A 23,237-nucleotide genomic window follows, 5' to 3' on the forward strand; every position below is an offset into this window, starting at 1 on the left:
GGTTGGGGAAGCTCACGGCGAGAATGCGGTATGCGCGATGCGTTGATCTTTAGAAGACGACGCGCAGGATAGACACCGTCGCCGCAGCGATGGCGGCGGCCGCCGGAAGAGTGATGACCCATGCCAAAGCGATGGGCTTCATCAGCTTCCAGTTGGCGGCGTGGTTCACAATGCCGACACCAAGGACGGCACCGATGAGGATGTGGGTAGAGGACACCGGCAGGCCCAAGAGGGAAGCGGCCATGACGACGGCAGCAGCGGCCAGCTCGGCAGCGAAACCGGAGGAGGGGTGCATCTGGGTGAGGCCAGAACCAACGGTCTGGATGACGAAGCGGCCGATGAACCAGAGGCCGGCAACCAAGGCGATACCCATGGCTACCATGACCGGCAGCGGCACGGAAACTTCATCGGAGATCTGGTTGGTCTGCAAGACATCGAAGACTGCGGCGAAGGGGCCGATGGCGTTGGCGATGTCATTGGAACCGTGCGAGAACGCGAAGGCGGAGGCGGTGAAGACCTGCATCCAGGAGAAGAGGAGGAAGGTAGAGCGCTTCAGGGACTTCTTCTTCAGGGAGCGGGCAAAGATGAAGACGGCCATCCAGACGATGGCGCCAACCATGCCCATGACCAGGAAAGTTTCTAGGGCAGTGACATCGATGCCGGTGTGCTTCAGACCCTTGAAGAGCAACATCGCGGAGATAATCACGGCACCCAGAGCCGCGAGCAGCGGAACCCAGTTCTCGAGCGCGCGGTGTGCATTGACATCCTCGAGATCCTTGTTGAGGTTGTGCAGATCGCGGTAGTAGTCGGACTCGAGAGCCTCTGGGTCGTAGTCCTCTTCGGCGGTAAGGGCGGCGTCGCGAGCCATCGCATTTGTATAGGAGATCTGCTGCAGCTCGTTCATGCGCTCAAAGCGGGTCTTGTGCTCCTTGCGCAGCTCGGCGCGGCGAAGTTTGATGTCACGCAGGCGTTCGTCTGCGGCGTCGTTATACACCAAGATGGAAGACTTGATCCACTTGAAAAGGAGGTATGCGGCAATACCGCCGAGAACCGGAGAAAGCACCCAGGAGAAAGCGATGGTGCCGATTCCGCCCCATTGCACCATGTCCATGCCGCCCTTGCCGGTGATGAAGCCGACGGTTAGAGCGGCGCCGACGATGCCGCCGACGATGGAGTGGGTGGTAGAAACCGGCCAACCCATGCGGGTGGCTACCAAAAGCCAGATGGCAGCGCCGAGGAGTGACGCCATCATGATGTAGACAAATTCCATCGGGTCGAGGCCATCGATGGCATCGAGGTCAACGATTCCGGAGCGGACCGTATCAGTCACCTCGCCGCCGGCGAGGATGGCTCCGGATACCTCAAAGACCGCCGCGACAGCGAGGGCCTGCTTCATGGAGAGGGTTCCCGCGCCCACGGAGGTACCGAAGGAGTTGGCGACGTCATTGCCGCCAATGTTGAAGGCCATAAAGACAGCGAAGATAATTGCTGTAACAAGGACTACCTTGTTGGTTCCCTCAGCAACTTCTCCGTTGCCCCAAATGATGAAAAAGATCAGGGTGACAGCCGTGATGGCGCCGAAGAACAGGTGCCAAATCCAGTCCTTGTTCTTACCATTCATCGACTCAAGATCAGGCATCGTCGGCGTGGCGGTGCTCAAAACGTCGTTCCTTTCATGAAGAGAACGCTGCGTGATGAGACAGCGTGAGCAGGCCGCGGGCGGGGTGCATTCGGCGTTGGCGCGGGCAGCGCCATACCTACCGCGGTGCAGGTGATAATGACATCACGCGCAGTTCTTTTATGCTTTTAAAGACAGAGCGGAACCCACCACGAACCGGCGGGAACTTGACTACCTTAAAGCATTAAGGTGTACGACAGGTAAACACTTGGTGTATGTGAATCTAATCTGGGCTAATGGGGCACATTTGGGGGTGGTGCGACCTTGGGGTGGGCGCTTTTTAAGACCCTAAGACTTGTAAACCCCACGGCCTAAGGTGTCACACTGCTCCATTTTGCCGGAATTATAACCGGCGAGGAACGACTGCGCACGGTCTTCGGAAGAGCCGTGCGTCCACGTATCGGGGCGTACTTCGCCCCCTGAGCGGCGCTGGATGTTGTCATCGCCCACGGCGCGTGCAGTGTTGACGGCATCAGTCACCTGCTGCTCGGTAATGGTTTCGAGCAGGGCATCGTCACCCTTGTCGGCGTAGTGCGCCCACAGGCCGGCATAGCAATCGGCTTGCAGCTCAATCTTCACCGCGTTGGAATCCTCGCCGGGCTCGTTGTAGTTCGAGAGGCTGAGTGTTCCTTCCAGCTTTTGGATGTGGTGGCCGAATTCGTGGGCCACGATATACATTTGTGCCAATGGGGCGTTATCGCCGCCAAAGTTGCGGAGCTGATCAAAGAAGGCGGTGTCGAAGTAGGCCGACTCATCCGCCGGGCAGTAGAACGGGCCCGTGGCGCCGGAGGCCTGGCCACAGCCCGACATAGTGGTGTTGTTAAAAATGACGCGGCCAGGTTCGACGTAGTCGATGCCAGCCTGGTCTGGTAGCTGCTGCGCCCACACCTTGTCCACGGACTGGGCCGCAAACATGACGCGGCAATCGTCATACTTGTTGCCGTCTTCAGCGGTTTGGCAGTGCGCAAACGCGTCCTCCCCGCTTTCTTCGGGGCCGACCTGGGTCTGGTCGGCCTGGGGATCGCTTCCGGTGATGGCGCCGGGATCGCCGCCGAGAAGGAGATAGAGGCCGATGAGGAGGAGCGAACCAATGCCGCCGCCGGTAGCGATCATGCCGCCGCGGCCTCCACCGCCGGAGCTTGCTCGCTTACCATCAAAATTGGCGCCAGATTTAAAAGTCATGCTCCAGATTTTGCCACATGCTGGTGGTGGTGTCTGCTCGATAGTGGGTGCACCGCCATGCGCGCGGTGCTCACCCTAGCGCTGAGCAAGTCCGGTGCGGGCGGTAGACTTGGGCCGTTCAAGTACTTGCATCCCTCGGCGCGTGCTGTCTACGCGTGGCGTGAGTGGGTGTGAGCGTCAACGATGAGAAGGGATTGAACGAGAGTGCTGCGTACACATTTGGCAGGCGAACTGCGCAAGGAGTTGGCGGGGGAGACCGTCACCCTGACGGGGTGGGTCGCACGCCGTCGCGACCACGGTGGTGTTATCTTCATTGACCTGCGTGACCGCTCCGGCGTTGCCCAGGTTGTTTTCCGCGAGACCGAGGTAGCTGAGCGCGCCCACGATCTGCGTTCCGAGTACTGCGTCAAGGTCACTGGCGTCGTGGAGCCCCGCCCGGAGGGCTCGGCCAACCCGAACCTGGCCTCCGGCGAGATCGAGGTCAACGTCACGGACCTGGAGGTACTCAACAAGTCCGCAGCGCTGCCGTTCCAGATTGATGATCCATCCTCCTCCGGTGAGGTCGGTGAGGAGACCCGCCTGAAGTACCGCTACCTGGATCTGCGCCGCGAGCGCCAGCACGAGGCGCTGCGCCTGCGCTCGGCCGCGAACCGCGCTGCCCGCCAGGTCCTGGACAGCCACGATTTCACTGAGATCGAAACCCCGACCCTGACTCGCTCCACCCCGGAGGGCGCCCGTGACTTCCTCGTGCCGGCGCGCCTGAAGCCGGGCAGCTGGTACGCACTCCCGCAGTCCCCGCAGCTGTTCAAGCAGCTGCTCATGGTCGCCGGAATGGAGCGCTACTACCAGATCGCTCGCTGCTACCGCGATGAGGACTTCCGTGCTGACCGCCAGCCGGAGTTTACGCAGCTCGACGTCGAAATGTCCTTCGTGGACCAGGATGATGTCATTGCTCTGGCAGAAGAGATCGTCTCCGCGCTGTGGAAGCTCATCGGCTACGAAATCAAGACCCCCATCCCGCGCATGACCTATGCCGATGCCATGAAGTACTACGGTTCCGACAAGCCGGACCTGCGCTTCGACATCAAGATCGTGGAGTGCACGGACTTCTTCAAGGACACCACCTTCCGCGTCTTCCAGAACGAATACGTCGGTGCCGTCGTCATGGAAGGCGGAGCCTCCCAGCCGCGCCGCCAGTTCGATGCATGGCAGGAGTGGGCAAAGCAGCGCGGTGCGAAGGGCTTGGCCTACATCACCGTTGCTGAGGATGGCACATTGGGTGGCCCGGTAGCCAAGAACATCACGGATGCCGAGCGCGAGGGTATTGCCGCCCACGTCGGCGCCAAGCCGGGCGATGCCATCTTCTTCGCTGCCGGCGAGACCAAGGCTTCCCGTGCGCTGCTGGGCGCAGCTCGCGGTGAGATTGCGAAGAAGCTCGATCTCATCAAGGACGGCGACTGGGCCTTCACCTGGGTCGTCGACGCACCGCTCTTCGAGCCCTCCGCCGATGCCACCGCCTCGGGTGACGTGGCTTTGGGCCACTCCAAGTGGACTGCAGTCCACCACGCCTTCACTTCGCCGAAGCCGGAGTACCTGGATAACTTTGACCAGAACCCGGGAGAGGCCTTGGCTTATGCCTACGACATTGTCTGCAATGGCAATGAGATTGGCGGCGGTTCCATCCGTATCCACGACCAGGATGTGCAGAAGCGCGTCTTCGACGTCATGGGCATCGGCGAAGAAGAAGCCCAGGAGAAGTTCGGCTTCCTGCTCGACGCCTTCCAGTTCGGTGCTCCGCCACACGGCGGCATCGCTTTCGGCTGGGATCGCATCGTCTCCCTGCTGGGTGGATTCGAGTCCATCCGCGATGTCATCGCCTTCCCGAAGTCCGGTGGCGGCGTCGACCCGCTGACCGACGCCCCCGGCACCATCCCCGCCGCGCAGCGCAAGGAGACCGGTGTGGACTTCAAGCCGGAGAAGGCTGCGAAGGCTGCCCAGGGTGAAAAGGCTGGGAAGGAGTCCTAAAGGCCCCACACCATGGGTGTACCTCATTGGGCCGACAACAAGTGGAAGCAGGCAAGCAAGTGAATCCGACGGGACACGAGTCCATGAATAATTCTGTGGCTGATGTCGTGGTAGCAGAAGCCTCACAGATGATTTCGCGCCGCTATGGCGGGGAGCCTGAGCTGAGTGACGTTGAGCAACTCACCGGCTCGGGCAATGCCGTGGTACTTCGTGCTCGGACGACTCCCAGCGCCTTCTTCCCGCATCGTTCGGTCGTCATCAAGTACAACCCGGTCACCGGGCACACTATTGATGACGCCGCACTTCTCCGTGAAGTGGTGGCCTATCAGTTCACCACGGCGCTGTCTGAGGAGGTCCGCCCAGGACCTGTGTTGCTCGCGCACGACGTGGACAAGCGCATTCTTGTGCTGTCCGACGCCGGCGAAGGCGACACCCTGGCGGACACCCTTGCGCGCAGCGGTGATGAAGACCGCGGCGAGCTGCTCAGGGCTCTGGGCAGCGCGTTGGGCAAAATGCATGCTGGGACCGCCGGGCGCGAAGAAGACTATGACGCCCTGCTCAAGCGCCAGTTACGTCGGCATCCCGAATACGCTGAGCACCAGGCATTGCGCGATGATTCCTTGCAGAGCTCCATTCTGATTGGTGCGGATATCCTCAGCGAGGCAGGACTGGAACCGCCGGAACACGTCCGCACATTGGCCCGTGCCGCCATGCAGAGTCTGAGTTCTGGCCGCAACCGCGCTTTTACTCCCTTCGACCTGTCCCCAGACAACATCATCGTCGGCTCAACGCTGACCTTCTTGGACTATGAGTGGGCCGGTTTCCGCAACGTCGGCTTTGACGTGGCCTGCGTGGTGGCCGGCTTCCCGCAGTTTCTTTTTTCTCGGCCGATCACTGATGCCGAGGCGGGGCTTTTCATCCATGCCTGGCAGCGCCGCATTGTCGATGTCTGGCCGCAGCTCGCCGATGAGAAGACGCTGCACGAGTTGCTCGTCTCCTGCCTCATCGGTTGGGCTCTGTCGAGCGTGACCACGATGTATGCCGGCGGGATCGAAGGGGTCGTCGCGTTGGCGGAAGGCAACGCTGAGATCTACCGTGACCCGCACCGTTCTCTGCTTCGTCGATCCGACCATGGTCCGTTCAGCGAGGATGAAATACTGATTCGGCGCGATCTTTATGAGACCTTCGAAGCGCTGTCGCGGTTTGCCGCGCAATGTAGCAATGACGGGTGCTCTGCGGTCGCCGAGTTTGGGCGAGCCGTGGCCTCTCGACTCCGGGAGCCCTGATGGGGCAGGAGTCACTCTTCGGCGATGACCAGTCAGCGCCAAGCCTGCCGGGTGGCCCCGATATGTTTGCAACCCACCCCGGTTCGCCGCTGGCCGCGCGCATGCGGCCGCAAAACCTCGATGAAGTAGTGGGGCAGAAGCACCTCCTGGAGCCGGGAACCCCGCTGCGTAGGCTGGTGGAAGGCTCAGGCGAGGCCTCCGTCATCCTGTACGGGCCGCCGGGAACCGGAAAGACGACGCTGGCCTCACTCATCGCATCTTCCTTGGGAGATAACTTCATTGGGCTTTCCGCCTTGGACTCCGGTGTGAAGCAGGTTCGAGAGGTGATCTCCCACGCCCGCCGTGAGCTGATTCAAGGGCGCCGCACCGTGCTGTTCATCGATGAGGTGCACCGCTTCTCCAAGACTCAGCAGGACGCGCTGCTCGCGGCCGTCGAAAACCGCACCGTGCTGCTCGTGGCCGCCACCACCGAAAATCCTTCCTTTTCCGTCGTGGCCCCGCTGCTTTCGCGTTCCTTGTTGCTGCACTTGGAGCCGCTGGACGACGCCTCCCTGCGCACCCTCGCCGAGCGCGCATTGACCAGCGAGCGGGGATTGGCGGGAAGGATCACCGCAACGGACGATGCTCTAGACCAGCTGGTGCTGCTCGCCGGGGGCGATGCTCGGCGCACACTGACCTATCTTGAGGCGGCGGCCGAGGCAGTGCCCGATGGCGGTGAACTCACCGTTGAGGTTCTCAAAGAAAACGTCAATCGCGCGGTGGTGCGCTATGACCGCGACGGCGACCAGCATTATGACGTGGTCTCCGCGTTTATTAAGTCCATCCGCGGTTCCGACGTGGATGCCGCGCTGCATTACCTGGCCCGCATGATTGAGGCAGGCGAAGACCCGCGTTTCATCGCCCGCCGGCTTATCGTGCATGCCTCCGAAGACATCGGAATGGCTGATCCCACCGCGCTGCCCACTGCCGTGGCCGCAGCGGAGGCCGCGGCCCTTATCGGATTACCCGAGGCGCGTATTCCGCTGGCTCAGGCGACAATCCATCTCGCTACGGCACCGAAATCCAATTCCGTTATCAACGCCATCAACGCGGCCCAGGCCGACGTTCGCGCCGGCAAGAGCGGGCATGTGCCCGCGCACCTGCGCGACGGCCATTATGAGGGAGCGAAACGCTTGGGCAATGCAGTGGGCTATCAGTACCCGCATGATGATCCGCGCGGTGTACTGTCCCAGCAGTATTTGCCGGAGACGCTGGCGGATGCCGAGTACTATCACCCCACCGACCATGGCGCGGAGAAGCGTGTGCGCGAGTACCTGGGAAGGCTGCGGGACATCATCCGGGGGCGGCGTCGCTAAGCACAGCACCGGACGGGTAAAGTTGAGCGCTGACTAGAAACCATTCAACAGTGAAGGAATTTTGCTCGTGAAGACTCATGAGATCCGGGAACGCTTTACCCAGCACTTCGTCAAGGCCGGCCACGAGGCCGTCCCCAGCGCGTCGCTGATCCTGGATGACCCGAACCTGCTCTTCGTTAACGCCGGCATGGTTCCCTTCAAGCCCTACTTCCTGGGCCAGCAGAACCCGCCTTTTGCTAACGGCACGGCGACCTCTATCCAGAAGTGCGTGCGCACCTTGGACATCGAGGAAGTGGGCATTACCACCCGTCACAATACCTTCTTCCAGATGGCGGGTAATTTTTCCTTTGGCCAGTACTTTAAGGAAGGCGCAATTACCCACGCCTGGAACCTGCTGACCACCTCCGTCGATGAAGGCGGTTTGGGCCTCGACCCGGAGCGTTTGTGGGTCACGGTCTACCTCGACGATGATGAGGCGGCCGATATTTGGCACAACAAGATCGGCGTGCCCACCGAGCGTATTCAGCGCCTAGGCATGGAAGACAACTACTGGTCCATGGGTATTCCCGGGCCGTGCGGTCCGTGCTCTGAGATCTACTATGACCGCGGGCCGGAATATGGCCAGGATGGCGGCCCGATTGCGGATGATAACCGCTACATGGAGATCTGGAACTTGGTCTTCATGCAGAACGAGCGTGGCGAAGGCATCGGCAAGGGCAACTTCGAGATCGTGGGCGAGCTGCCCAAGAAGAACATTGATACCGGCATGGGCATCGAGCGCGTGGCCTGCATCCTGCAGGGTGTGGACAACGTCTACGAGACGGACCTGCTGCGCCCGGTCATCGACGTAGCCGAGGAACTTACCGGTGCGACGTACGTTCCGGATGCTCCGAAGGAAGACCTCATTCGCTTCCGCGTGGTGGCGGACCACTCGCGTACCGGCATGATGCTCATTTTGGACGGCGTTACCCCCGGTAACGAGGGTCGTGGCTACATTCTGCGTCGCTTGCTGCGCCGCATCATCCGCTCCGCCAAGCTGCTTGGTGCGAAGGGGGAGACCATGGAGCGTTTCATGAACACCATCATGGACACCATGACTCCGTCCTACCCGGAGATCGCCGATAACCGCGAGCGTATCCTGCGCGTTGCCGTGGCGGAGGAGAAGGCCTTCCTGAAGACGCTGGAGTCAGGCACCAAGCTTTTCGACGAAGCCGTGGAGGAACTGAAGAGCACCTCTCGTGCGGCCACCCCGAAGGTCCTCTCCGGCGAGAAGGCTTTTGAACTGCACGATACCTATGGTTTCCCCATCGACCTGACCTTGGAAATGGCTCAGGAAGCCGGTTTGACCGTAGATATGGACGGCTTCGACGCCGCCATGGGCGAGCAGCGCCGCCGCGCCAAGGCCGATAACCAGGCCAAGAAGCATGGTCATGCTGACCTGTCGCTCTACCGCGAGTGGGTGGATAACCACCCGACGTTGTTCACGGGCTATGAAACCCTGGAGTCCGAGGCCAAGGTCATCGGCCTTGTGCGCGATGGTCAGAAGGTAACCGAGGTCGAGGCAGGAGATACCGTCGAGGTAATCCTGGACCAGTCGCCGCTTTATGCTGAAGCCGGTGGCCAGACCGCCGACCATGGTCGAATCTTCGCGGGCGAGACCCTCCTTGAGGTCAACGATGTGCAGAAGATTGGCAAGAAGCTGTGGGTGCACAAGGCTACGGTGACCGCCGGTGGGCTTGAGTTGGGCAACGGCGTGACGGCTGCCGTTGATGAACAATGGCGCCACGGCGCCGTGCAGGCGCACTCGGCGACGCACCTTATCCACGCAGCGCTGCGCCAGGTGCTAGGCCCGACTGCAGTCCAGGCTGGTTCCTTGAACCGACCCGGCTACCTGCGCTTTGACTTCAACTACACCGACCAGCTCACCCAGGAGCAGCTCGATGAGATCGCTTTGGTGACGAACCAGGCGGTGGACCAGCACTTCCCGGTCAATACCATCGAGACGTCTTTGGAGAAGGCCAAGGAGATGGGCGCGATGGCCCTCTTTGGTGAGAACTACGGTTCCGAGGTCCGCGTCGTGGAGATGGGTGGCCCGTTCTCCATCGAGCTCTGCGGTGGTACGCACGTGAAGAACACCGCTGAGATTGGCCCGGTGTCTGTCCTTGGCGAATCCTCCGTGGGTTCGGGCGCGCGCCGTATCGAGGCTTATTCGGGTCTGGATGCATTCCGCTTCTACTCCAAGGAGACCGCACTCGTGGAAGGCGTGTCCCGCGAGCTCAAGGTGCAGACTGAGGATCTTCCGGAGCGCATCGCGCAGCTGACGGAGAAGCTCAAGGCCGCTGAGAAGCAGATTGCGGAGCTGCACAAGGCCCAGCTCATGTCGCAGACCGCGGAGATGATTTCTGGTGCGACCACCGTTAATGGCTTCACCCTCGTATCGGTCAAACTTCCTAACGGAGTAAACGGCGGTGATCTGCGCACGTTGGCCTCGGATATCAAGAACCGTCTCGGTGATGTCGCCGGTGTGGTTGTCCTGGCATCGGAGAACGAGGGCGGCAAGCTCCCGTTCATCGTTGGCGCCACTAAGCCTGCCGTCGAGCGCGGCGTCAAGGCTGGTGACTTGGTCAAGGTTATTTCTGGCTATGTTGACGGCAAGGGCGGCGGAAAGCCCGATATGGCTCAAGGTTCCGGCGCCAACGCTGAAGGTCTCCAGCAGGCCTTCGACGCCGTCCGTGATGAGCTCGAAGCCCACTAACGAACGCGCCCTAGTTGGCTGCAGTTGTAGCTGACTCGCAGAATCAGGAGGAGCACGATGGCCGTAGAACCCGACAAACCAGTCGCGGACGATCCCGGCCCGGGGCGCCGTTTGGGCCTCGACGTCGGTACTGTCCGCATCGGCGTGGCCGTCTCTGACCGGGACGCGCGCTTGGCCATGCCGGTCGAAACCGTCCGGCGTGAGACCGGGTTTAAAGACCGCGATCAGGGTGATATCGACCGCCTGCTTGAGCTGATTTACGAGTATGACGTGGTTGAGGTAGCCGTTGGTTTGCCGCGCGATCTCAAGGGCAATGGTTCATCAAGTGTTAAACATGCCAAGGAAATCGCGTTTCGTATCCGCCGCCGCTTGGCAAAAGATGACAGGATGAAAGAACCTCCGCCCGTGCGTATGGTGGATGAACGCCTTACTACCGTGGTCGCCTCCTCCGCATTGCGGGCCTCTGGCGTATCAGAGAAGCGAGGTCGCTCGGTGATTGACCAAGCAGCCGCGGTGGAAATTTTGCAATCCTGGCTGGATGCGCGCCATTTCGCGTTGAACGGCCACAGCCCTTCAAACGTAGGAGACGAAGTACGTGAGCCGTAAACCTTCACGCATCGGACGCTCGATGGAACCCCAATATGTCAAGCGCCGTCAGCGCGGCATGGCCGTGCTCATTGCGAGCTTGGTCCTGATCATCGGTGGACTTGGCTACATTGGTTTCCGCCTGTTGGGAGGGGGCAGCACCTTGGACTATGAGGGGCAGGGCAATGGAGTAACCCAGCTTGTTCAGGTTCCGGAGGGCTCGTCGATGAGCGAGCTGGCACCTGAATTGGCGGAGAAGAACGTGGTGAAGACGCCCGAAGCTTTCTCTTCTGCGGCCAACTCGAATCCGCGCGCGAGCCAAATCAAGCCTGGATTCTACCGCCTTCAGGAGGAGATGAGCGCGAAGTCTGCCGTCGAAGCGCTGCTTGATGAAGGCAACATGGTTGACCTCCTCGACGTGCAGGGCGGAGCTACGCTTCTCGACGTCAACGTGGTCGGCGGTGATGTCCGCTACGGTATTTACTCGCTGATTTCTCAGGTCTCCTGCAAGGAGGGCGAATGCGTATCCGCCGAGGAGCTGGAGAAGATCGCGGCCACGGTGGATCCTGCTGAGCTGGGTGCGCCGGAGTGGGCATTGGAGGAAATTCGTGCCCGCGGTGAGGACCCCAAGCGTATTGAGGGCCTTATCGCTCCGGGCCAGTACGTCCTCGATCCGAACATGGACGCTAAGGAGATTCTGACGGATCTCATCACACGTTCGACGAAGAAGTACAACGACACCAATATCGTTGACCGCGCCCAGGCAATTGGCCTCAAGCCCTACGAGCTTCTTACTGCGGCTTCGCTGGTGGAGCGCGAGTCCCCGGCCGGTGAGTTCGACAAGGTCGCCCGTGTAATCCTCAACCGCCTTGATGAGCCGATGCGCCTCGAGCTGGACTCCACGGTCAACTATGGCCTCGAGGATGTTGAGCTGGCCACCACCGATGAGGATCGCCACCGCGAGACTCCTTGGAATACCTACGCGAAGGACGGTCTCCCTGACTCACCGATTGCCTCTCCTTCGGAGGAAGCTATCGGGGCCATGGAGAACCCCGCGGAGGGCAACTGGCTCTTCTTCGTCACCGTCGACGACAAGGGCACCACGGTGTTTACCGATAATTACGACGAGCACCTCGCCAACGTCGATGACGCTGTTCGCTCCGGCATCCTTGACAGCCAGCGCGAAGGCGCTGGCGAGCCGCCGGCCGGCGAGCCACCGGCTGAGGAGCAGTAACCTGATGCCCCGCGCCGCAGTTCTGGGCAGCCCTGTCGCTCATTCCTTGTCCCCGGTCCTCCATAACGCAGGCTATGAAGCTGTGAATTTGGAGGATTGGGACTACACCAAGATTGAGGTGACGGACCTAGCTGCCTTCCTCGCCGATGCGGGGGAGGAGTACCGCGGCTTTTCGGTCACCATGCCGCTCAAGTTCGACGCACTCGCCTGCGCGAACATCGTCAGCGAACGCGCCGAGCTCATCGGCTCCGCGAATACCCTGGTGCGCACCGAAGACGGGTGGCGTGCGGATAACACGGATACTGAGGGAGTTCTGGGCGCGCTCGACGAGCTGCTTGGAACGTCCCAACCGTCGACGGCACTGCTCATCGGAGCAGGTGGAACCGCACGGCCTGTCCTGTGGGGCCTAGCCCAGCGCGGTGTGCAGGACGTTACGGTGCTCAATCGCTCCGACCGCCTCGCCGAGCTGCGCCCGCTGGCTGATGACCTTGGCCTCACCCTCCACGCGGCAACGTTCAGCGATGATCTCGCGGGGCTTGCGCGTTCGGTAGATCTCGTGGTCTCCACCGTTCCCTCCGCCGCCGTGGAAGAGCACCTAACGCAGCTGGCCAAAGCTCCGGTATTTGACGTTATCTATGATCCGTGGCCAACTCCGTTGACCGTTTATGCCGCTGCCGACGGCTACCCGACAGTCGGCGGGCACGTCATGTTGGCCAACCAGGCCTATTCGCAATTCGAGCAGTTTACAGGGCACACCGCTCCACGGGCAGAGATGCTGGCTGCATTAAACAAGGCGCTCAAGCTATCCTGATCGGTTCCCCAAACCACCGCGTGCGCCTTGTCTTTCCGCGCGGTAGGCTGCGGGCTATGGGGGACGTGCTTTTCTTGGCGTGGGGGTGCGCCTTAATTGTTTATGACCTGCGTTTTAAGCGCTTGCCTAATTATCTGACGCTGCCAGCCGCGGCTTTATCGTTGTGCTGGTTCAGTTTGGCGGGCCTGCTCTGGATAGGGCTCTACGTGCTCGTGGCCTGGTTTAGCCGTGCCGGAAGCGTGGGCGGGGGCGACCTCAAGCTAGCTCTGCCTCTGGGAATGGTGACCGCCCACGCAGCGGGCCTACCAGGGGTTGCGTTGGCGATGATGGGGGCGGCGCTCAGCACCGTGTTGTGGGGAATCATCACGCGGGATAGGGCGCCTGCGCATGGTCCCGGGATGCTGTTTGCTGCGGCTCTCGTCGTGTTCTTTAGCCCCAACACGGTGTGATAGTTGGCCTAGTGACCACGAAAGAAGCCCTGGCATGCGATAATAGTCCGCATGCTTCGTTGGACTACCGCAGGTGAATCTCACGGTCAAGCGCTCATTGCACTCATTGAGCACATGCCCGCCGGGGTTCCCGTTTCCCAAGACGACATCGCTCTCCAGCTCTCTCGCCGCCGCCTTGGCTATGGACGTGGCGCGCGCATGAAGTTTGAGGCTGATGACCTCACCCTGCTCAGCGGCATCCGCCACGGCTTGACCCTGGGCAGTCCTATCGCCATCATGATCGGCAACACTGAGTGGCCAAAGTGGACCACCATCATGTCGCCCGATGCCTTGGATCCGGAGGATCCGGAGTCCGCTAAAGCTATGGCTTCCGGTCGCGGCGCCCCGCTGACCCGCCCGCGCCCCGGCCACGCTGATTTTGCTGGCATGGTGAAGTTTGATCACTCGGAGGCGCGCCCCATCTTGGAGCGCTCTTCCGCGCGTGAGACCGCCGCCCGCGTGGCCGCAGCCACCGTCGCACGCAATTTCCTCCGTGAAACATTGGGCGTCGAAGTGCTCTCCCACGTGATCTCGATTGGCGCCTCCGATCCCTACGAAGGCCCGTCGCCCAGCTTTGCAGAAATCGAAGCTATCGATGCTTCTCCAGTTCGGGCCTGCGATAAGGCCGCAGAGGAATCTATGATCTCAGAAATTGAAACCGCTAAGAAGCAAGGCGATACCCTTGGCGGCATCGTTGAGGTCATCGTGGAGGGCTTGCCAATTGGCTTGGGCTCGCACACGTCAGGGGAGGACCGTCTCGACGCACAGCTCGCCGCTGCCTTGATGGGCATTCAGGCCATCAAGGGCGTTGAAGTCGGTGATGGTTTTGCTGAGGCCCGCCGTCGTGGAAGCGAGGCTCATGATGAGATGGTCCGAACCGATCGCGGCGTGGATCGAGAAACTAACCGGGCGGGCGGTCTAGAAGGTGGAATGACTAACGGCCAGACGCTGCGCTTGCGCGCGGCGATGAAGCCGATTTCCACCGTTCCGCGCGCCTTGAAGACGGTGGATATGGCCACAGGTGGAGCGGCGACCGCCATCCATCAGCGCTCCGATGTGTGTGCGGTTCCGGCTGCTGGTGTTGTCGCAGAAGCAATGGTGGCGTTGGTCCTTGCGCGCGCCGTGTTGGAAAAGTTTGGTGGAGATAGCCTCGCTGAGACTAAGCGGAATATCGCCTCCTACCAGGACTATGTGGCAAGCCGCCTGGATTGGGGTGAAGCATGAGCTCCCCACACGTCGTCTTAGTTGGGCCTCCCGGCTCTGGAAAGACCACGATTGGTCGCCGCTTGTCACGGGCGCTGAACTGTGACGTTGTTGATTCTGATGATCTGATCGAGGCCCGCTACGGCAAGGCCTGCGGTGAAGTGTTTTCTGAACTGGGTGAGCCGGCATTCCGTGAGGTAGAAGCAGAAGCGGTGCGCGAGGCACTGGCCACCACTGGGGTCGTGAGCCTCGGCGGCGGAGCAGTGCTGACCGAATCCACACGTGCCTTGCTCGATAACCTGACCGTCGTATTCCTCGATGTCACGCCGGAAGAAGGCGTAAGCCGCACGTTGGGTGATGCGAACCGCCCCGTGTTGGAATCTGCAGATCCATTGGCGCACTATACCCAGCTTTTGGAGGCGCGCCGCCCCCTTTACTCGGAGGTAGCTGATTTGAAGGTGCGCACTGGTGTGCGCTCCCCGCAACAGGTAGTGGGCGATATTCTGAGTTTCCTTGAAACCCTCTAAATCGCCGGCTGTTTTGCTTTAACCTCATGATGAAGCCGCACAATCACCGCTAGCCCAGCCAAAGGAGCACTACTCATGCACACTATTCCGGTTAAAGGACCTTCACCTTATGAGGTCACAATTGGCACTGGTCTGAGCACAGAAGTGATTGGGCGCGTGGCGGACATTGGAGCGGCTAAGGTGGCGGTCATTCACCAGCCGCCGCTCGCGCAGGCTGCCGGTGACCTCGCCGAGCAAGCCCGTGCACAGGGAATAGAGGCAACTCTGGTCGAGGTACCTGATGCAGAGGCAGCTAAGCAGCTCGATGTACTTGCCCGGCTTTGGGATACCTTCGGGGAGGCTGGTTTCAGCCGCCGTGACGCCGTTATTGGTCTCGGCGGCGGGGCCGTGACCGACTTGGCAGGCTTTGCCGCAGCGACGTGGATGCGTGGTATCCCAGTAATTCAGGCCCCGACCACACTGCTCGCGATGGTGGACGCGGCCGTTGGTGGAAAGACAGGTATTAACACTGCCGCAGGCAAGAACCTTGTTGGGGCTTTCCACGAGCCGGACTCAGTCTTTGTCGATCTGGACCACCTGCGCACCCTACCTGCCGACGAAATCGTCGCCGGTTCTGCGGAGATCATCAAGACTGGCTTCATCCATGATCCGCGCATCATCGAGCATTACCTTGCGGATCCTGCCGCTTGCTTGGACCCCGACGGCCTGCTGCCCGAGCTCATCCAGCGTTCCATCGCGGTCAAGGCGCACGTGGTGGGCCAGGACTTAAAGGAATCGGGGCTGCGCGAAACCCTCAATTACGGCCACACCTTCGGCCACGCCGTAGAGCGCCGCGAAAACTACACCTGGCGCCACGGCCGCGCGGTAGCAGTGGGCATGATGTTCATCGCCTACTTGTCCCACGCACGCGGGCTTATCGACGCCAACCTGGTAGTCACCCACCGCGACATTCTCACCCGAATTGGGTTGCCCACAACCTATGAGCAGGGCCATTTCGAACAGCTGCTGGATGGCATGCGCCATGACAAGAAGAACCGCGGTGGCCACATCCGTTTTGTGGCCCTCACGGGAATCGGGGAAACCACGCGCTTGGAAGATGCTACCGTCGACGAGCTGCGCGCAGCCTATGCGCAGCTCGCCTCATAAAAGCTTAAGGAGTTTGCCATGACCATTCTCGTTCTCAACGGCCCGAACCTCAACCGTCTGGGCAAGCGCCAACCAGAAATCTATGGCAGCGAAACCCTAGAGGACATCGAGCGTCGCGTCCGCGCAGCGGCGGGGGAGGAAGAGATCGTCTTCTTCCAGTCCAACCACGAGGGCGAGCTCATCGAGCAGGTGCATCGCGCCGCCGACGAAGGCTGGCCCGTCATCATCAATCCGGGTGGGTTTACGCATACGTCGGTGGCACTGCGCGATGCCCTAGCGGAAGTAGCCGATGGTGCAGGTTTTGTTGAGGTACACCTATCTAATGTGCACGCGCGGGAAGCATTCCGTCAGCACTCCTATCTGAGCCCGATCGCACGCGGTGTCATTGCTGGGCTTGGCTCTTATGGATATGTCGCGGCACTGGGGTACTTCCTCGCAAATTAGCTATCATGGAGTATCGCTTGAAATGAATGGAGTGGTTCTCACATGGCATTAGCCGATACTCGTTATAGCAACCGCCGCCGCAAGCTCATGACCGAGCTATCTGGTCAGCGCGTCGACGCGATCATCGTCACCCATTTGACGCACGTGCGTTATCTCACCGGCTTCTCCGGTTCGAATGGTGGTCTACTGTTGCGCAAGGACCTCTCCGCGCTCATGGCTACGGACGGCCGCTACACCACACAAATTGCTGAAGAGGTCCCGGATATCGAAGCCAGCCTCGGTCGCGATGTGGGCCCGCACCTGCTGGGGCAGGTTTCTGAGGACCTTCGCGTTGGCTATGAAGCCGACTATGTCACCGTTTCACAACTTGAGCGGCTGGAGAAAGCAAAACCGGAGGGCGTTACTCTGGTGCCTGTCACCGGCGTAGTAGAGAAGATTCGCCTCGTCAAAGACAATGTCGAGCTTCAAAAACTCGAAGAAATCGCAGCTTTGGCAAACCAGGCGCTGACCGACCTCGTCGAGGCCGGGGAAGTAGCCGCCGGACGCACGGAGCGCCAGGTAGCTGCCGACCTTGAATACCGGATGCGCATGCTTGGCTCGGAACGCGTGAGCTTCGACACCATCGTGGCCTCCGGCGAGAATTCTGCAAAGCCCCACCATGGTGCGGATGACCGCGAACTGTGCAAGGGCGATTTGGTAACGATTGACTTCGGCGCTCACCTCCGCGGCTTTAACTCAGACTGCACCCGTACCTTCGTCATCGGTGAGGTTTCTGATTTCGCCCGCGAAATCTATGACGTTGTCCTGCGCGCCCAGGAAGCGGGTGTCAAGGCAGCGGTGCCAGGTGCCAAGCTTGTCGACGTCGACGCGGCCTGCCGCGACATTATTGCCGATGCTGGCTATGGTGACTACTTCGTTCACTCTACTGGCCACGGCATTGGTCTCGACGTGCATGAAGGGCCTTATGCGGCCACAACCGGAAAGGGTACGTTGGCTGAGGGCATGACCCTGACCATTGAGCCCGGCATCTACGTCCCAGGCAAGGGAGGAGTGCGCATCGAGGACAGCCTCATTATCACTTCAGGTGCCCCGAAGATCATCACGGCTTACCCGAAGGACCTTCAGGTGCTTTAGCTAGCACCCCTTGGCGCCGTACTTGATGCGCGTACGGTATGCTTAGACACTGTTTTCATAGTTTCGACTACAAGTTATTTGGGAGAGTCATTTCATGGCAGATACCACTGATTTCAAGAACGGCCTCGTTCTGAAGATCGACAACAAGCTGCAGCAGATTGTTGAGTTCCAGCACGTCAAGCCCGGCAAGGGCCCGGCATTCGTGCGCACCAAGCTCAAGGACGTGGTCTCTGGCAAGGTGACCGACAAGACCTTTAACGCTGGTGTGAAGGTGGAGACCGCAAACGTCGACCGCCGCGACATGACCTACCTGTACAACGATGGCCAGAACTACGTGGTCATGGATGATAAGACTTTTGAGCAGTTCGAGCTGCCGTTTGATAAGTTCGGCGACGCTGGCAAGTTCCTGCTGGAGAACATGCGCGTTCAGGTGTCCTTCCATGACGGTGAGGCTTTGTTCGGCGAGCTGCCGATCTCCGTTGACCTGAAGGTGGAGCACACCGAACCGGGCCTGCAGGGTGACCGCTCCAATGGTGGCACCAAGCCGGCAACGCTCGAGACCGGTGCCGAGATTCAGGTTCCGCTGTTCATTGAGATCGGAAACGTTCTCAAGATTGATACCCGTACCGGCGAGTACCTCTCTCGCGTCAACAACTAAGATGACCCAACCAGAGCCAAACTATAAGCGCCACACGGCGCGCTACCGAGCACGTCGCCGCGCCGCGGATATTCTTTTCGAAGCTGAATCGCGCGATGTCGATCCGGTAGCCATCGTTGAGGACCGCGTAGAGCTGGCCCGCGACCCTGAAAACGGCGTGGCGCCGGTCGCGGACTACACCCGCGAAATCGTCAGCGGAGCTGCCGAAGAACTGGATGACATCGATGATGCGATCGCCCGCTACCTCTCCAGCGAGTGGTCGCTCGAGCGCATCCCGGCTGTCGATCGTGCGATCATGCGCGTAGCGGTATGGGAAATCCTCTTTAACGCGGATGTGCCTAACGCTACCGCGCTCGTCGAAGGCGTGGAGCTTGCCTCGGAATACTCCAATGACAAGGCAGCACCTTATATCCACGCTGTGTTGGATGACGTTATCCAGGCCCAGTCTGCGGATAGCCCAATGGACTCGGCATCTGCCGAGGAATCTGAAGAACCCGCTGAGACTGCGGAAGATGAAGGCGACTCCGAGTAGAGCCTACGTCTTTCCCTGAATCCCGAAACTCCGGCCAACTAACCTTTGTGGACTGGCCGGAGTTTTGTCTTGGTCGAGTTCAAATAGGAAACTGCCCTAGCTGCCAATGATCCTGAACCTGCCTGCGGCAGGAGCAAAGGTGTTGGCAACTAGGGCATTTGCGGTAGTGATGCTGCGTGCTAGAGCAGCGAAGAGAGGAAATCCTTCGTGCGCTGGTGCTGCGGATTGTCCAAGACTTGCTCGGGGGTTCCGGTTTCAATGACGCTGCCGCCGTCCATGAAGACGATGTTGTCGGCGACTTCACGTGCAAAGCCCATCTCGTGAGTAACGACGAGCATGGTCATGCCATCGGCGGCAAGCTCCTTCATAACGCGGAGGACTTCGCCGACCAGCTCGGGGTCGAGTGCGGAGGTGGGTTCGTCGAAAAGCATCAGCTTTGGATCCATGGCCACAGAGCGGGCAATGGCGACGCGCTGCTGCTGACCACCGGAAAGCTGCACCGGGTACGCATCTGCCTTGTGCGCGAGGCCCACCTTTTCCAGCAGTTCCATCGCTTTCTTCTTTGCCTGTTCTGGATTCTGCTTTTTCACCTGGACGGGGGCCTCGATGATGTTTTCCAGTACTGTGCGGTGGCTGAACAGATTGAACTGTTGGAACACCATGCCGATGTCTTGGCGTTGAGCGGCGGCTTCCTTTTCGGAGATTTCATAGAGCACGCCGTTGCGTTCACGGAATCCGATGAGTTCGCCGTCGACGTAGAGGCGGCCGGCCGTGACCTTCTCTAGGTGATTGCAGCAGCGAAGGAAGGTTGATTTTCCGGAACCGGAGGGGCCCAGTAGGCAGGTGACCTCGCCGGGCATGACGGTGAGATCGATGCCCTTGAGAACCTCGAGCTGACCGAAGGATTTATACACATTTTGTGCAGAGATCATTGGGGTGGTCATTAGTTCTTTACCTCCGGGATGACAGACACGTTGCGGGGAATGGTTCCTTCAGCATCCGCCAGCGCAGCCAGCTGGCGGCCGGTGAGCTCGCGGGTGGCGCCACGTTCGAAGCGGCGCTCCAAGAAGTACTGGCCCACCATAAGAAGCGAGGTGATGGCCAGATACCACGTCGCCGCCACCATGAGTAGCGGGATGGGCTCGAAAAGTGCGGCGGAAATATCCGTGGCGCGGCCGAAAATCTCTGCGGTGTAGGGAATTGCCACCACAAGGGAAGACGTCTTCAGCAAGGAAATGAACTCATTACCGGTCGGCGGGATGATGATGCGCATGGCCTGCGGGAGAACCGTGCGGCGCATGGTCATCCACCAGCCCATGCCCAGGGCCTTGCTGGCTTCTTTCTGGCCCTCGGGAACCGAGGAGATTCCGGAGCGGACGATTTCCGCCATGTAGGCGGCTTCGTTCAGGCCCAAACCGAGCACGGAGAGTAGGAATGCATTGGTGAGTACCTCTGTGAGAGAAATCTCCGTAAACCCGAGGTTGATGGATTGGTAGAGCGCGGAGAGCAGGCCCCAGAAGACGAGCTGCACGTAGATCGGGGTTCCTCGGAATAGCCACAGGAAGAGCCAGGACACACCGCCGAGCACGGGGTTGGGGGACATACGCATCACGGCGAGAGCGGCGCCGCCCACGACGCCGATGATCATCGCCAGAATCGTAATCGCGATGGTATGCAGCGCGGCGGTGGCGATGCGTGTGTCGAAGAGGTACTGGAAGTAGGTGCCCCATCCGAAGGCCTCGTTGCGTGCCGAAGAGATGACGAACCACACAGCAAGGAGAACGAGGAGGGCGGCGAAGACCCATCGCCACGGGTGGCGAAGTGGCCGGGCTTCGATCTTTGGTGGGGTAGCCGAAGCCGCAGAATCCGATGCTGCTGGGAGAGAGGAATTAGTCATTGATCGGCCTTTCATTAATCATTGCGTGTTCGACGAGTCCCTCGGTAACGCCCCATTTTTCGAGGATTTCTGCGTAGGTCCCGGTGTCAATAAGGTGCTGGAGCGCGGCCGCCACGGCAGGTCCGAGCTCGGAGTCCTTAGGTACGGCAAACCCATAGGGAGCGGCGTCAAACATTTCGCCGACCATGGACATACGCCCGCCCGAGCGGTTGACCGCCCACGCAGAGACTGGTGAGTCCGCCGAAAGTGCGTCCGCGCGGCCCATGAGTACCGCAAGGGCGGCGTTGTCACTCGTGTCATAGGGAAGGATGGTTAGGTCCCCATCGCAGGCTTCTTGCTTCGGACGTAAGTCGTCCGTCTCGGACACGGTGGTGCGTTGCACCGCGACGGTGAGGCCACAGGGATTCGATGGATCAACCTTGTTGGGGCTGTCGGTGAGCTCCGCCCACTGAATGCCGGCGTAGAGGATATCGACGAAATCGAAGTTCTCACGGCGCTCATCGGTATCGGTAAACCCAGACCCGCCGAGATCAATCTGCCCGGACTGGACTGCCGGCAGGATCATGGAAAAGTCCTGCTCCACCGGCTGGAATTTGAGGCCCATCACTTGAGCGACTGCATTGGCCAAGTCCATTTCAAGACCGATGAGTGAACCATCGGAATCCTTGAACTCGAAAGGCGCAAACGGTGGGTTTGTGCCTACGGTGAGGACCCCATCTGCGTCCTGGTACATCGCGGCGATCTCGGGTACTTCGTCCACGTTAGGCTCTGACCAGCCTTCTGGCAGCGCCGGCTCCTCGTTGGTGACGCAGCCGGAGAGGGCAACAGAGGCCAGCGCTCCGACGGCGCCCACGACGGCCTTCTTCTTATTCATGCTTTAACTCTCTTGATAACTTGCGGCTTTGCGCCTATCCACGACGATGAAAATGGCGACGATGATGCCGCCGAGCGCGAACATGAGCAGGATAAGTGGTGTGGAAGCATCCTGGTCCGCGCCCCACGGCCATAATGCGCGAAGTGAGCCCAGCATAAAGCCGGCCATGGCGGCGAGGGTCGGATCGCGGTGGGTATCGAGTAGGTAATTCAAAATCTTGACGAACGCGGCAAGGCCGCACACCGCGCCGAGGGCGAAGACGCCTACGACGGTCATGTTCCGGTCAGAGACCGCGCCGATGACCGGCTGGTAGAGGCCCATTGTCAGCAAGATGAGTGAGCCCGAAACGCCTGGGAGAACGAGCGCGCAGACGGCCACCATGGCCGCCAAGAACACCACAATCAGGCTGGGGTCTTCGACGGGAGTTGAAGTAAAGCCGGTAACGAAGAAGATCGCGACGGTGGCGATGATGAATGCAGCGATGGACGCGGGGGTAAACCGCGACATCATGCTAATTGGAACGATGATGGACACGGCGACCATGCCGAGGAACAATGCGCGGGACAAGGACACTTGCCCTTCCACAAAGTTGTGGAGCAACGTGGAAAAACCGAAGACGGCAAGGAACATGCCGGCGGCGACTGAGACGAGGAAGCCCCATTCAACTTTTTTGAAACGGCCGGAAATGAGATCATTGGCGTTGTGCAAAGCGCGTTCATAGATGCCTACGATGAGCGCGACGGTGCCTCCGGAAATTCCGGGGACCAGCTCGGCCATGCCAATGAGGGCGCCGCGAATGGCGTTAAGAATATAGTGCATAAACCGAAAGTAACGTTGACAGTCTCCTCGGTGGGGATGCCGTGCCGAGGGAGAGGAATGAGCAGATGACTCCTTATTCTCTCATTGTGCGACGTGCTTATGCAAACTATTCAGCCCATAGAAGGTTATACGTTGACTACATCGGCAAGCGCTTTGCTACTTCGCCATAGATTGAGCCCAAGATGGCGAAGGCGGCGAGGCCTACGAGACCGTCGAGAAGCACGGTGTAGAAGGTATTCAATTGCGGGTCATCGGAGGAGGCTGCGGACTTGCGCAGCTCCTGGTAATAAGAGGAGCCTTCCACCTTGGAAGAAACTTCCTTGTCGGTGCTGGATTCCGCAGCGGTAGCAACAGTGGTACCGCCCAGAGTAAGGGCGGCTGCGGTGCTCAAGGCAATGATCGTGCGACGCATGATGACGGGTTCCTTTCGGTTGAAAACACTAATACCCCACAACATTCTCTGTTGCGGGGTGGAATTGTGCCCCTGGTGAGACTCGAACTCACACTACACGGGTTTTGAATCCGTTGCCTCTGCCAATTGGGCTACAGGGGCGCACAAGCAACGATACTAGCGCAGCTGACCAATGGGAACCTAATTGCCTGC

Annotated in this window: 22 protein-coding genes and 1 tRNA gene; 15 read left to right on the plus strand and 8 right to left on the minus strand. The window is 60.1% G+C overall.

Annotation, left to right across the window (positions count from 1 at the left end; translation table 11 throughout):
• Positions 1-49: 49 nt before the first annotated feature.
• Positions 50-1,639, minus strand: a complete 1,590-nt coding sequence (locus HMPREF2698_RS06555; RefSeq protein WP_210386591.1) for an inorganic phosphate transporter — start codon at positions 1,637-1,639, stop codon at positions 50-52.
• A gap of 327 nt (positions 1,640-1,966) precedes the next feature.
• Complete coding sequence (locus HMPREF2698_RS06560; protein WP_070563032.1) at positions 1,967-2,860, minus strand: KPN_02809 family neutral zinc metallopeptidase; 894 nt, start codon at positions 2,858-2,860, stop codon at positions 1,967-1,969.
• A 204-nt stretch (positions 2,861-3,064) separates the two neighbouring features.
• Here HMPREF2698_RS06560 and aspS point away from each other — a divergent pair, with 204 nt between their 5' ends.
• The 15 genes from aspS to nusB all read left to right on the plus strand — a co-directional run bounded on the left by aspS (position 3,065) and on the right by nusB (position 19,043).
• Positions 3,065-4,885 (plus strand): aspartate--tRNA ligase, encoded by a 1,821-nt coding sequence (aspS, locus tag HMPREF2698_RS06565; protein ID WP_070563035.1) that lies wholly within the window; start codon positions 3,065-3,067, stop codon positions 4,883-4,885.
• Positions 4,886-4,968: 83 nt separating this feature from the next.
• Entirely contained in the window at positions 4,969-6,171 is a 1,203-nt protein-coding gene (locus tag HMPREF2698_RS06570; protein WP_070563177.1) for a phosphotransferase family protein, read from the plus strand.
• A complete protein-coding gene (locus tag HMPREF2698_RS06575; RefSeq protein ID WP_070563038.1) occupies positions 6,171-7,526 on the plus strand; it encodes a replication-associated recombination protein A in 1,356 nt (451 codons plus the stop codon). Before HMPREF2698_RS06570 ends, HMPREF2698_RS06575 begins: the two co-directional genes overlap by 1 nt.
• A 67-nt stretch (positions 7,527-7,593) precedes the next feature.
• On the plus strand, positions 7,594-10,281 hold the full coding sequence (gene alaS, locus HMPREF2698_RS06580; protein ID WP_070563041.1) for an alanine--tRNA ligase: 2,688 nt from the start codon (positions 7,594-7,596) through the stop codon (positions 10,279-10,281).
• 57 nt (positions 10,282-10,338) lie between these two features.
• The gene (gene ruvX, locus HMPREF2698_RS06585) at positions 10,339-10,887 is read left to right on the plus strand and encodes a Holliday junction resolvase RuvX (protein ID WP_070563044.1); all 549 of its coding nucleotides are present in this window, start codon (positions 10,339-10,341) and stop codon (positions 10,885-10,887) included.
• 22 nt (positions 10,888-10,909) lie between these two features.
• On the plus strand, positions 10,910-12,100 hold the full coding sequence (mltG, locus tag HMPREF2698_RS06590) for an endolytic transglycosylase MltG (protein ID WP_070563047.1): 1,191 nt from the start codon (positions 10,910-10,912) through the stop codon (positions 12,098-12,100).
• A gap of 4 nt (positions 12,101-12,104) precedes the next feature.
• Entirely contained in the window at positions 12,105-12,911 is an 807-nt protein-coding gene (locus HMPREF2698_RS06595; protein ID WP_070563050.1) for a shikimate dehydrogenase, read from the plus strand.
• A 56-nt stretch (positions 12,912-12,967) separates the two neighbouring features.
• Positions 12,968-13,360 (plus strand): prepilin peptidase, encoded by a 393-nt coding sequence (locus tag HMPREF2698_RS06600; RefSeq protein WP_070563053.1) that lies wholly within the window; start codon positions 12,968-12,970, stop codon positions 13,358-13,360.
• Positions 13,361-13,411: 51 nt separating this feature from the next.
• A complete protein-coding gene (gene aroC / locus HMPREF2698_RS06605; protein WP_070563056.1) occupies positions 13,412-14,623 on the plus strand; it encodes a chorismate synthase in 1,212 nt (403 codons plus the stop codon).
• Positions 14,620-15,129 carry a shikimate kinase gene (locus HMPREF2698_RS06610; RefSeq protein ID WP_070563060.1) on the plus strand — a complete coding sequence of 170 codons (510 nt, stop codon included), beginning with the start codon at positions 14,620-14,622 and terminating at the stop codon, positions 15,127-15,129. Before aroC ends, HMPREF2698_RS06610 begins: the two co-directional genes overlap by 4 nt.
• A gap of 75 nt (positions 15,130-15,204) precedes the next feature.
• The gene (gene aroB, locus HMPREF2698_RS06615) at positions 15,205-16,275 is read left to right on the plus strand and encodes a 3-dehydroquinate synthase (RefSeq protein WP_070522202.1); all 1,071 of its coding nucleotides are present in this window, start codon (positions 15,205-15,207) and stop codon (positions 16,273-16,275) included.
• 18 nt (positions 16,276-16,293) lie between these two features.
• Complete coding sequence (aroQ, locus tag HMPREF2698_RS06620; RefSeq protein ID WP_070529866.1) at positions 16,294-16,719, plus strand: type II 3-dehydroquinate dehydratase; 426 nt, start codon at positions 16,294-16,296, stop codon at positions 16,717-16,719.
• Positions 16,720-16,761: 42 nt separating this feature from the next.
• Positions 16,762-17,853, plus strand: coding sequence for a M24 family metallopeptidase (locus tag HMPREF2698_RS06625; protein ID WP_070563063.1), 1,092 nt, complete (start codon positions 16,762-16,764; stop codon positions 17,851-17,853).
• Between the two features lie 94 nt (positions 17,854-17,947).
• Positions 17,948-18,511: an elongation factor P gene (efp, locus tag HMPREF2698_RS06630; protein WP_070522210.1), complete on the plus strand. Its 564-nt coding sequence runs from the start codon at positions 17,948-17,950 to the stop codon at positions 18,509-18,511.
• 1 nt (position 18,512) lies between these two features.
• Complete coding sequence (gene nusB, locus HMPREF2698_RS06635; protein WP_070529882.1) at positions 18,513-19,043, plus strand: transcription antitermination factor NusB; 531 nt, start codon at positions 18,513-18,515, stop codon at positions 19,041-19,043.
• Between the two features lie 179 nt (positions 19,044-19,222).
• Here the strand turns inward: nusB and HMPREF2698_RS06640 are convergent, their stop codons facing one another.
• From HMPREF2698_RS06640 to HMPREF2698_RS06665, 6 genes are all read right to left on the minus strand, one after another.
• On the minus strand, positions 19,223-19,987 hold the full coding sequence (locus HMPREF2698_RS06640; RefSeq protein WP_070522216.1) for an amino acid ABC transporter ATP-binding protein: 765 nt from the start codon (positions 19,985-19,987) through the stop codon (positions 19,223-19,225).
• Positions 19,987-20,940, minus strand: a complete 954-nt coding sequence (locus HMPREF2698_RS06645) for an amino acid ABC transporter permease (RefSeq protein WP_070522219.1) — start codon at positions 20,938-20,940, stop codon at positions 19,987-19,989. The genes HMPREF2698_RS06640 and HMPREF2698_RS06645 overlap by 1 nt, the downstream gene beginning before the upstream one ends.
• Complete coding sequence (locus HMPREF2698_RS06650; RefSeq protein ID WP_070563066.1) at positions 20,933-21,814, minus strand: ABC transporter substrate-binding protein; 882 nt, start codon at positions 21,812-21,814, stop codon at positions 20,933-20,935. Before HMPREF2698_RS06650 ends, HMPREF2698_RS06645 begins: the two co-directional genes overlap by 8 nt.
• Positions 21,815-21,817: 3 nt before the next feature.
• A complete protein-coding gene (locus tag HMPREF2698_RS06655; RefSeq protein ID WP_070563069.1) occupies positions 21,818-22,633 on the minus strand; it encodes a DUF368 domain-containing protein in 816 nt (271 codons plus the stop codon).
• A 136-nt stretch (positions 22,634-22,769) separates the two neighbouring features.
• Positions 22,770-23,045, minus strand: coding sequence for a hypothetical protein (locus HMPREF2698_RS06660; RefSeq protein WP_070529889.1), 276 nt, complete (start codon positions 23,043-23,045; stop codon positions 22,770-22,772).
• Positions 23,046-23,112: 67 nt separating this feature from the next.
• Positions 23,113-23,186: transfer RNA gene (locus tag HMPREF2698_RS06665), tRNA-Leu, on the minus strand.
• Positions 23,187-23,237: the final 51 nt, after the last annotated feature.

The sequence above is a fragment of the Corynebacterium sp. HMSC072A02 genome, assembly GCF_001810085.1.
Lineage (GTDB): Bacteria > Actinomycetota > Actinomycetes > Mycobacteriales > Mycobacteriaceae > Corynebacterium > Corynebacterium hesseae.

Coding starts and splice junctions, on each gene's coding strand:
- HMPREF2698_RS06555 (WP_210386591.1), bottom strand. CDS start 1,639: ATGCCTGATCTTGAGTCGATGAATGGTAAGAACAAGGACTGGATTTGG.
- HMPREF2698_RS06560 (WP_070563032.1), bottom strand. CDS start 2,860: ATGACTTTTAAATCTGGCGCCAATTTTGATGGTAAGCGAGCAAGCTCC.
- HMPREF2698_RS06570 (WP_070563177.1), top strand. CDS start 4,969: ATGAATAATTCTGTGGCTGATGTCGTGGTAGCAGAAGCCTCACAGATG.
- HMPREF2698_RS06575 (WP_070563038.1), top strand. CDS start 6,171: ATGGGGCAGGAGTCACTCTTCGGCGATGACCAGTCAGCGCCAAGCCTG.
- ruvX (WP_070563044.1), top strand. CDS start 10,339: ATGGCCGTAGAACCCGACAAACCAGTCGCGGACGATCCCGGCCCGGGG.
- mltG (WP_070563047.1), top strand. CDS start 10,910: ATGGAACCCCAATATGTCAAGCGCCGTCAGCGCGGCATGGCCGTGCTC.
- HMPREF2698_RS06595 (WP_070563050.1), top strand. CDS start 12,105: ATGCCCCGCGCCGCAGTTCTGGGCAGCCCTGTCGCTCATTCCTTGTCC.
- HMPREF2698_RS06600 (WP_070563053.1), top strand. CDS start 12,968: ATGGGGGACGTGCTTTTCTTGGCGTGGGGGTGCGCCTTAATTGTTTAT.
- aroC (WP_070563056.1), top strand. CDS start 13,412: ATGCTTCGTTGGACTACCGCAGGTGAATCTCACGGTCAAGCGCTCATT.
- HMPREF2698_RS06610 (WP_070563060.1), top strand. CDS start 14,620: ATGAGCTCCCCACACGTCGTCTTAGTTGGGCCTCCCGGCTCTGGAAAG.
- aroB (WP_070522202.1), top strand. CDS start 15,205: ATGCACACTATTCCGGTTAAAGGACCTTCACCTTATGAGGTCACAATT.
- aroQ (WP_070529866.1), top strand. CDS start 16,294: ATGACCATTCTCGTTCTCAACGGCCCGAACCTCAACCGTCTGGGCAAG.
- HMPREF2698_RS06625 (WP_070563063.1), top strand. CDS start 16,762: ATGGCATTAGCCGATACTCGTTATAGCAACCGCCGCCGCAAGCTCATG.
- efp (WP_070522210.1), top strand. CDS start 17,948: ATGGCAGATACCACTGATTTCAAGAACGGCCTCGTTCTGAAGATCGAC.
- nusB (WP_070529882.1), top strand. CDS start 18,513: ATGACCCAACCAGAGCCAAACTATAAGCGCCACACGGCGCGCTACCGA.
- HMPREF2698_RS06640 (WP_070522216.1), bottom strand. CDS start 19,987: ATGACCACCCCAATGATCTCTGCACAAAATGTGTATAAATCCTTCGGT.
- HMPREF2698_RS06645 (WP_070522219.1), bottom strand. CDS start 20,940: ATGACTAATTCCTCTCTCCCAGCAGCATCGGATTCTGCGGCTTCGGCT.
- HMPREF2698_RS06650 (WP_070563066.1), bottom strand. CDS start 21,814: ATGAATAAGAAGAAGGCCGTCGTGGGCGCCGTCGGAGCGCTGGCCTCT.
- HMPREF2698_RS06655 (WP_070563069.1), bottom strand. CDS start 22,633: ATGCACTATATTCTTAACGCCATTCGCGGCGCCCTCATTGGCATGGCC.
- HMPREF2698_RS06660 (WP_070529889.1), bottom strand. CDS start 23,045: ATGCGTCGCACGATCATTGCCTTGAGCACCGCAGCCGCCCTTACTCTG.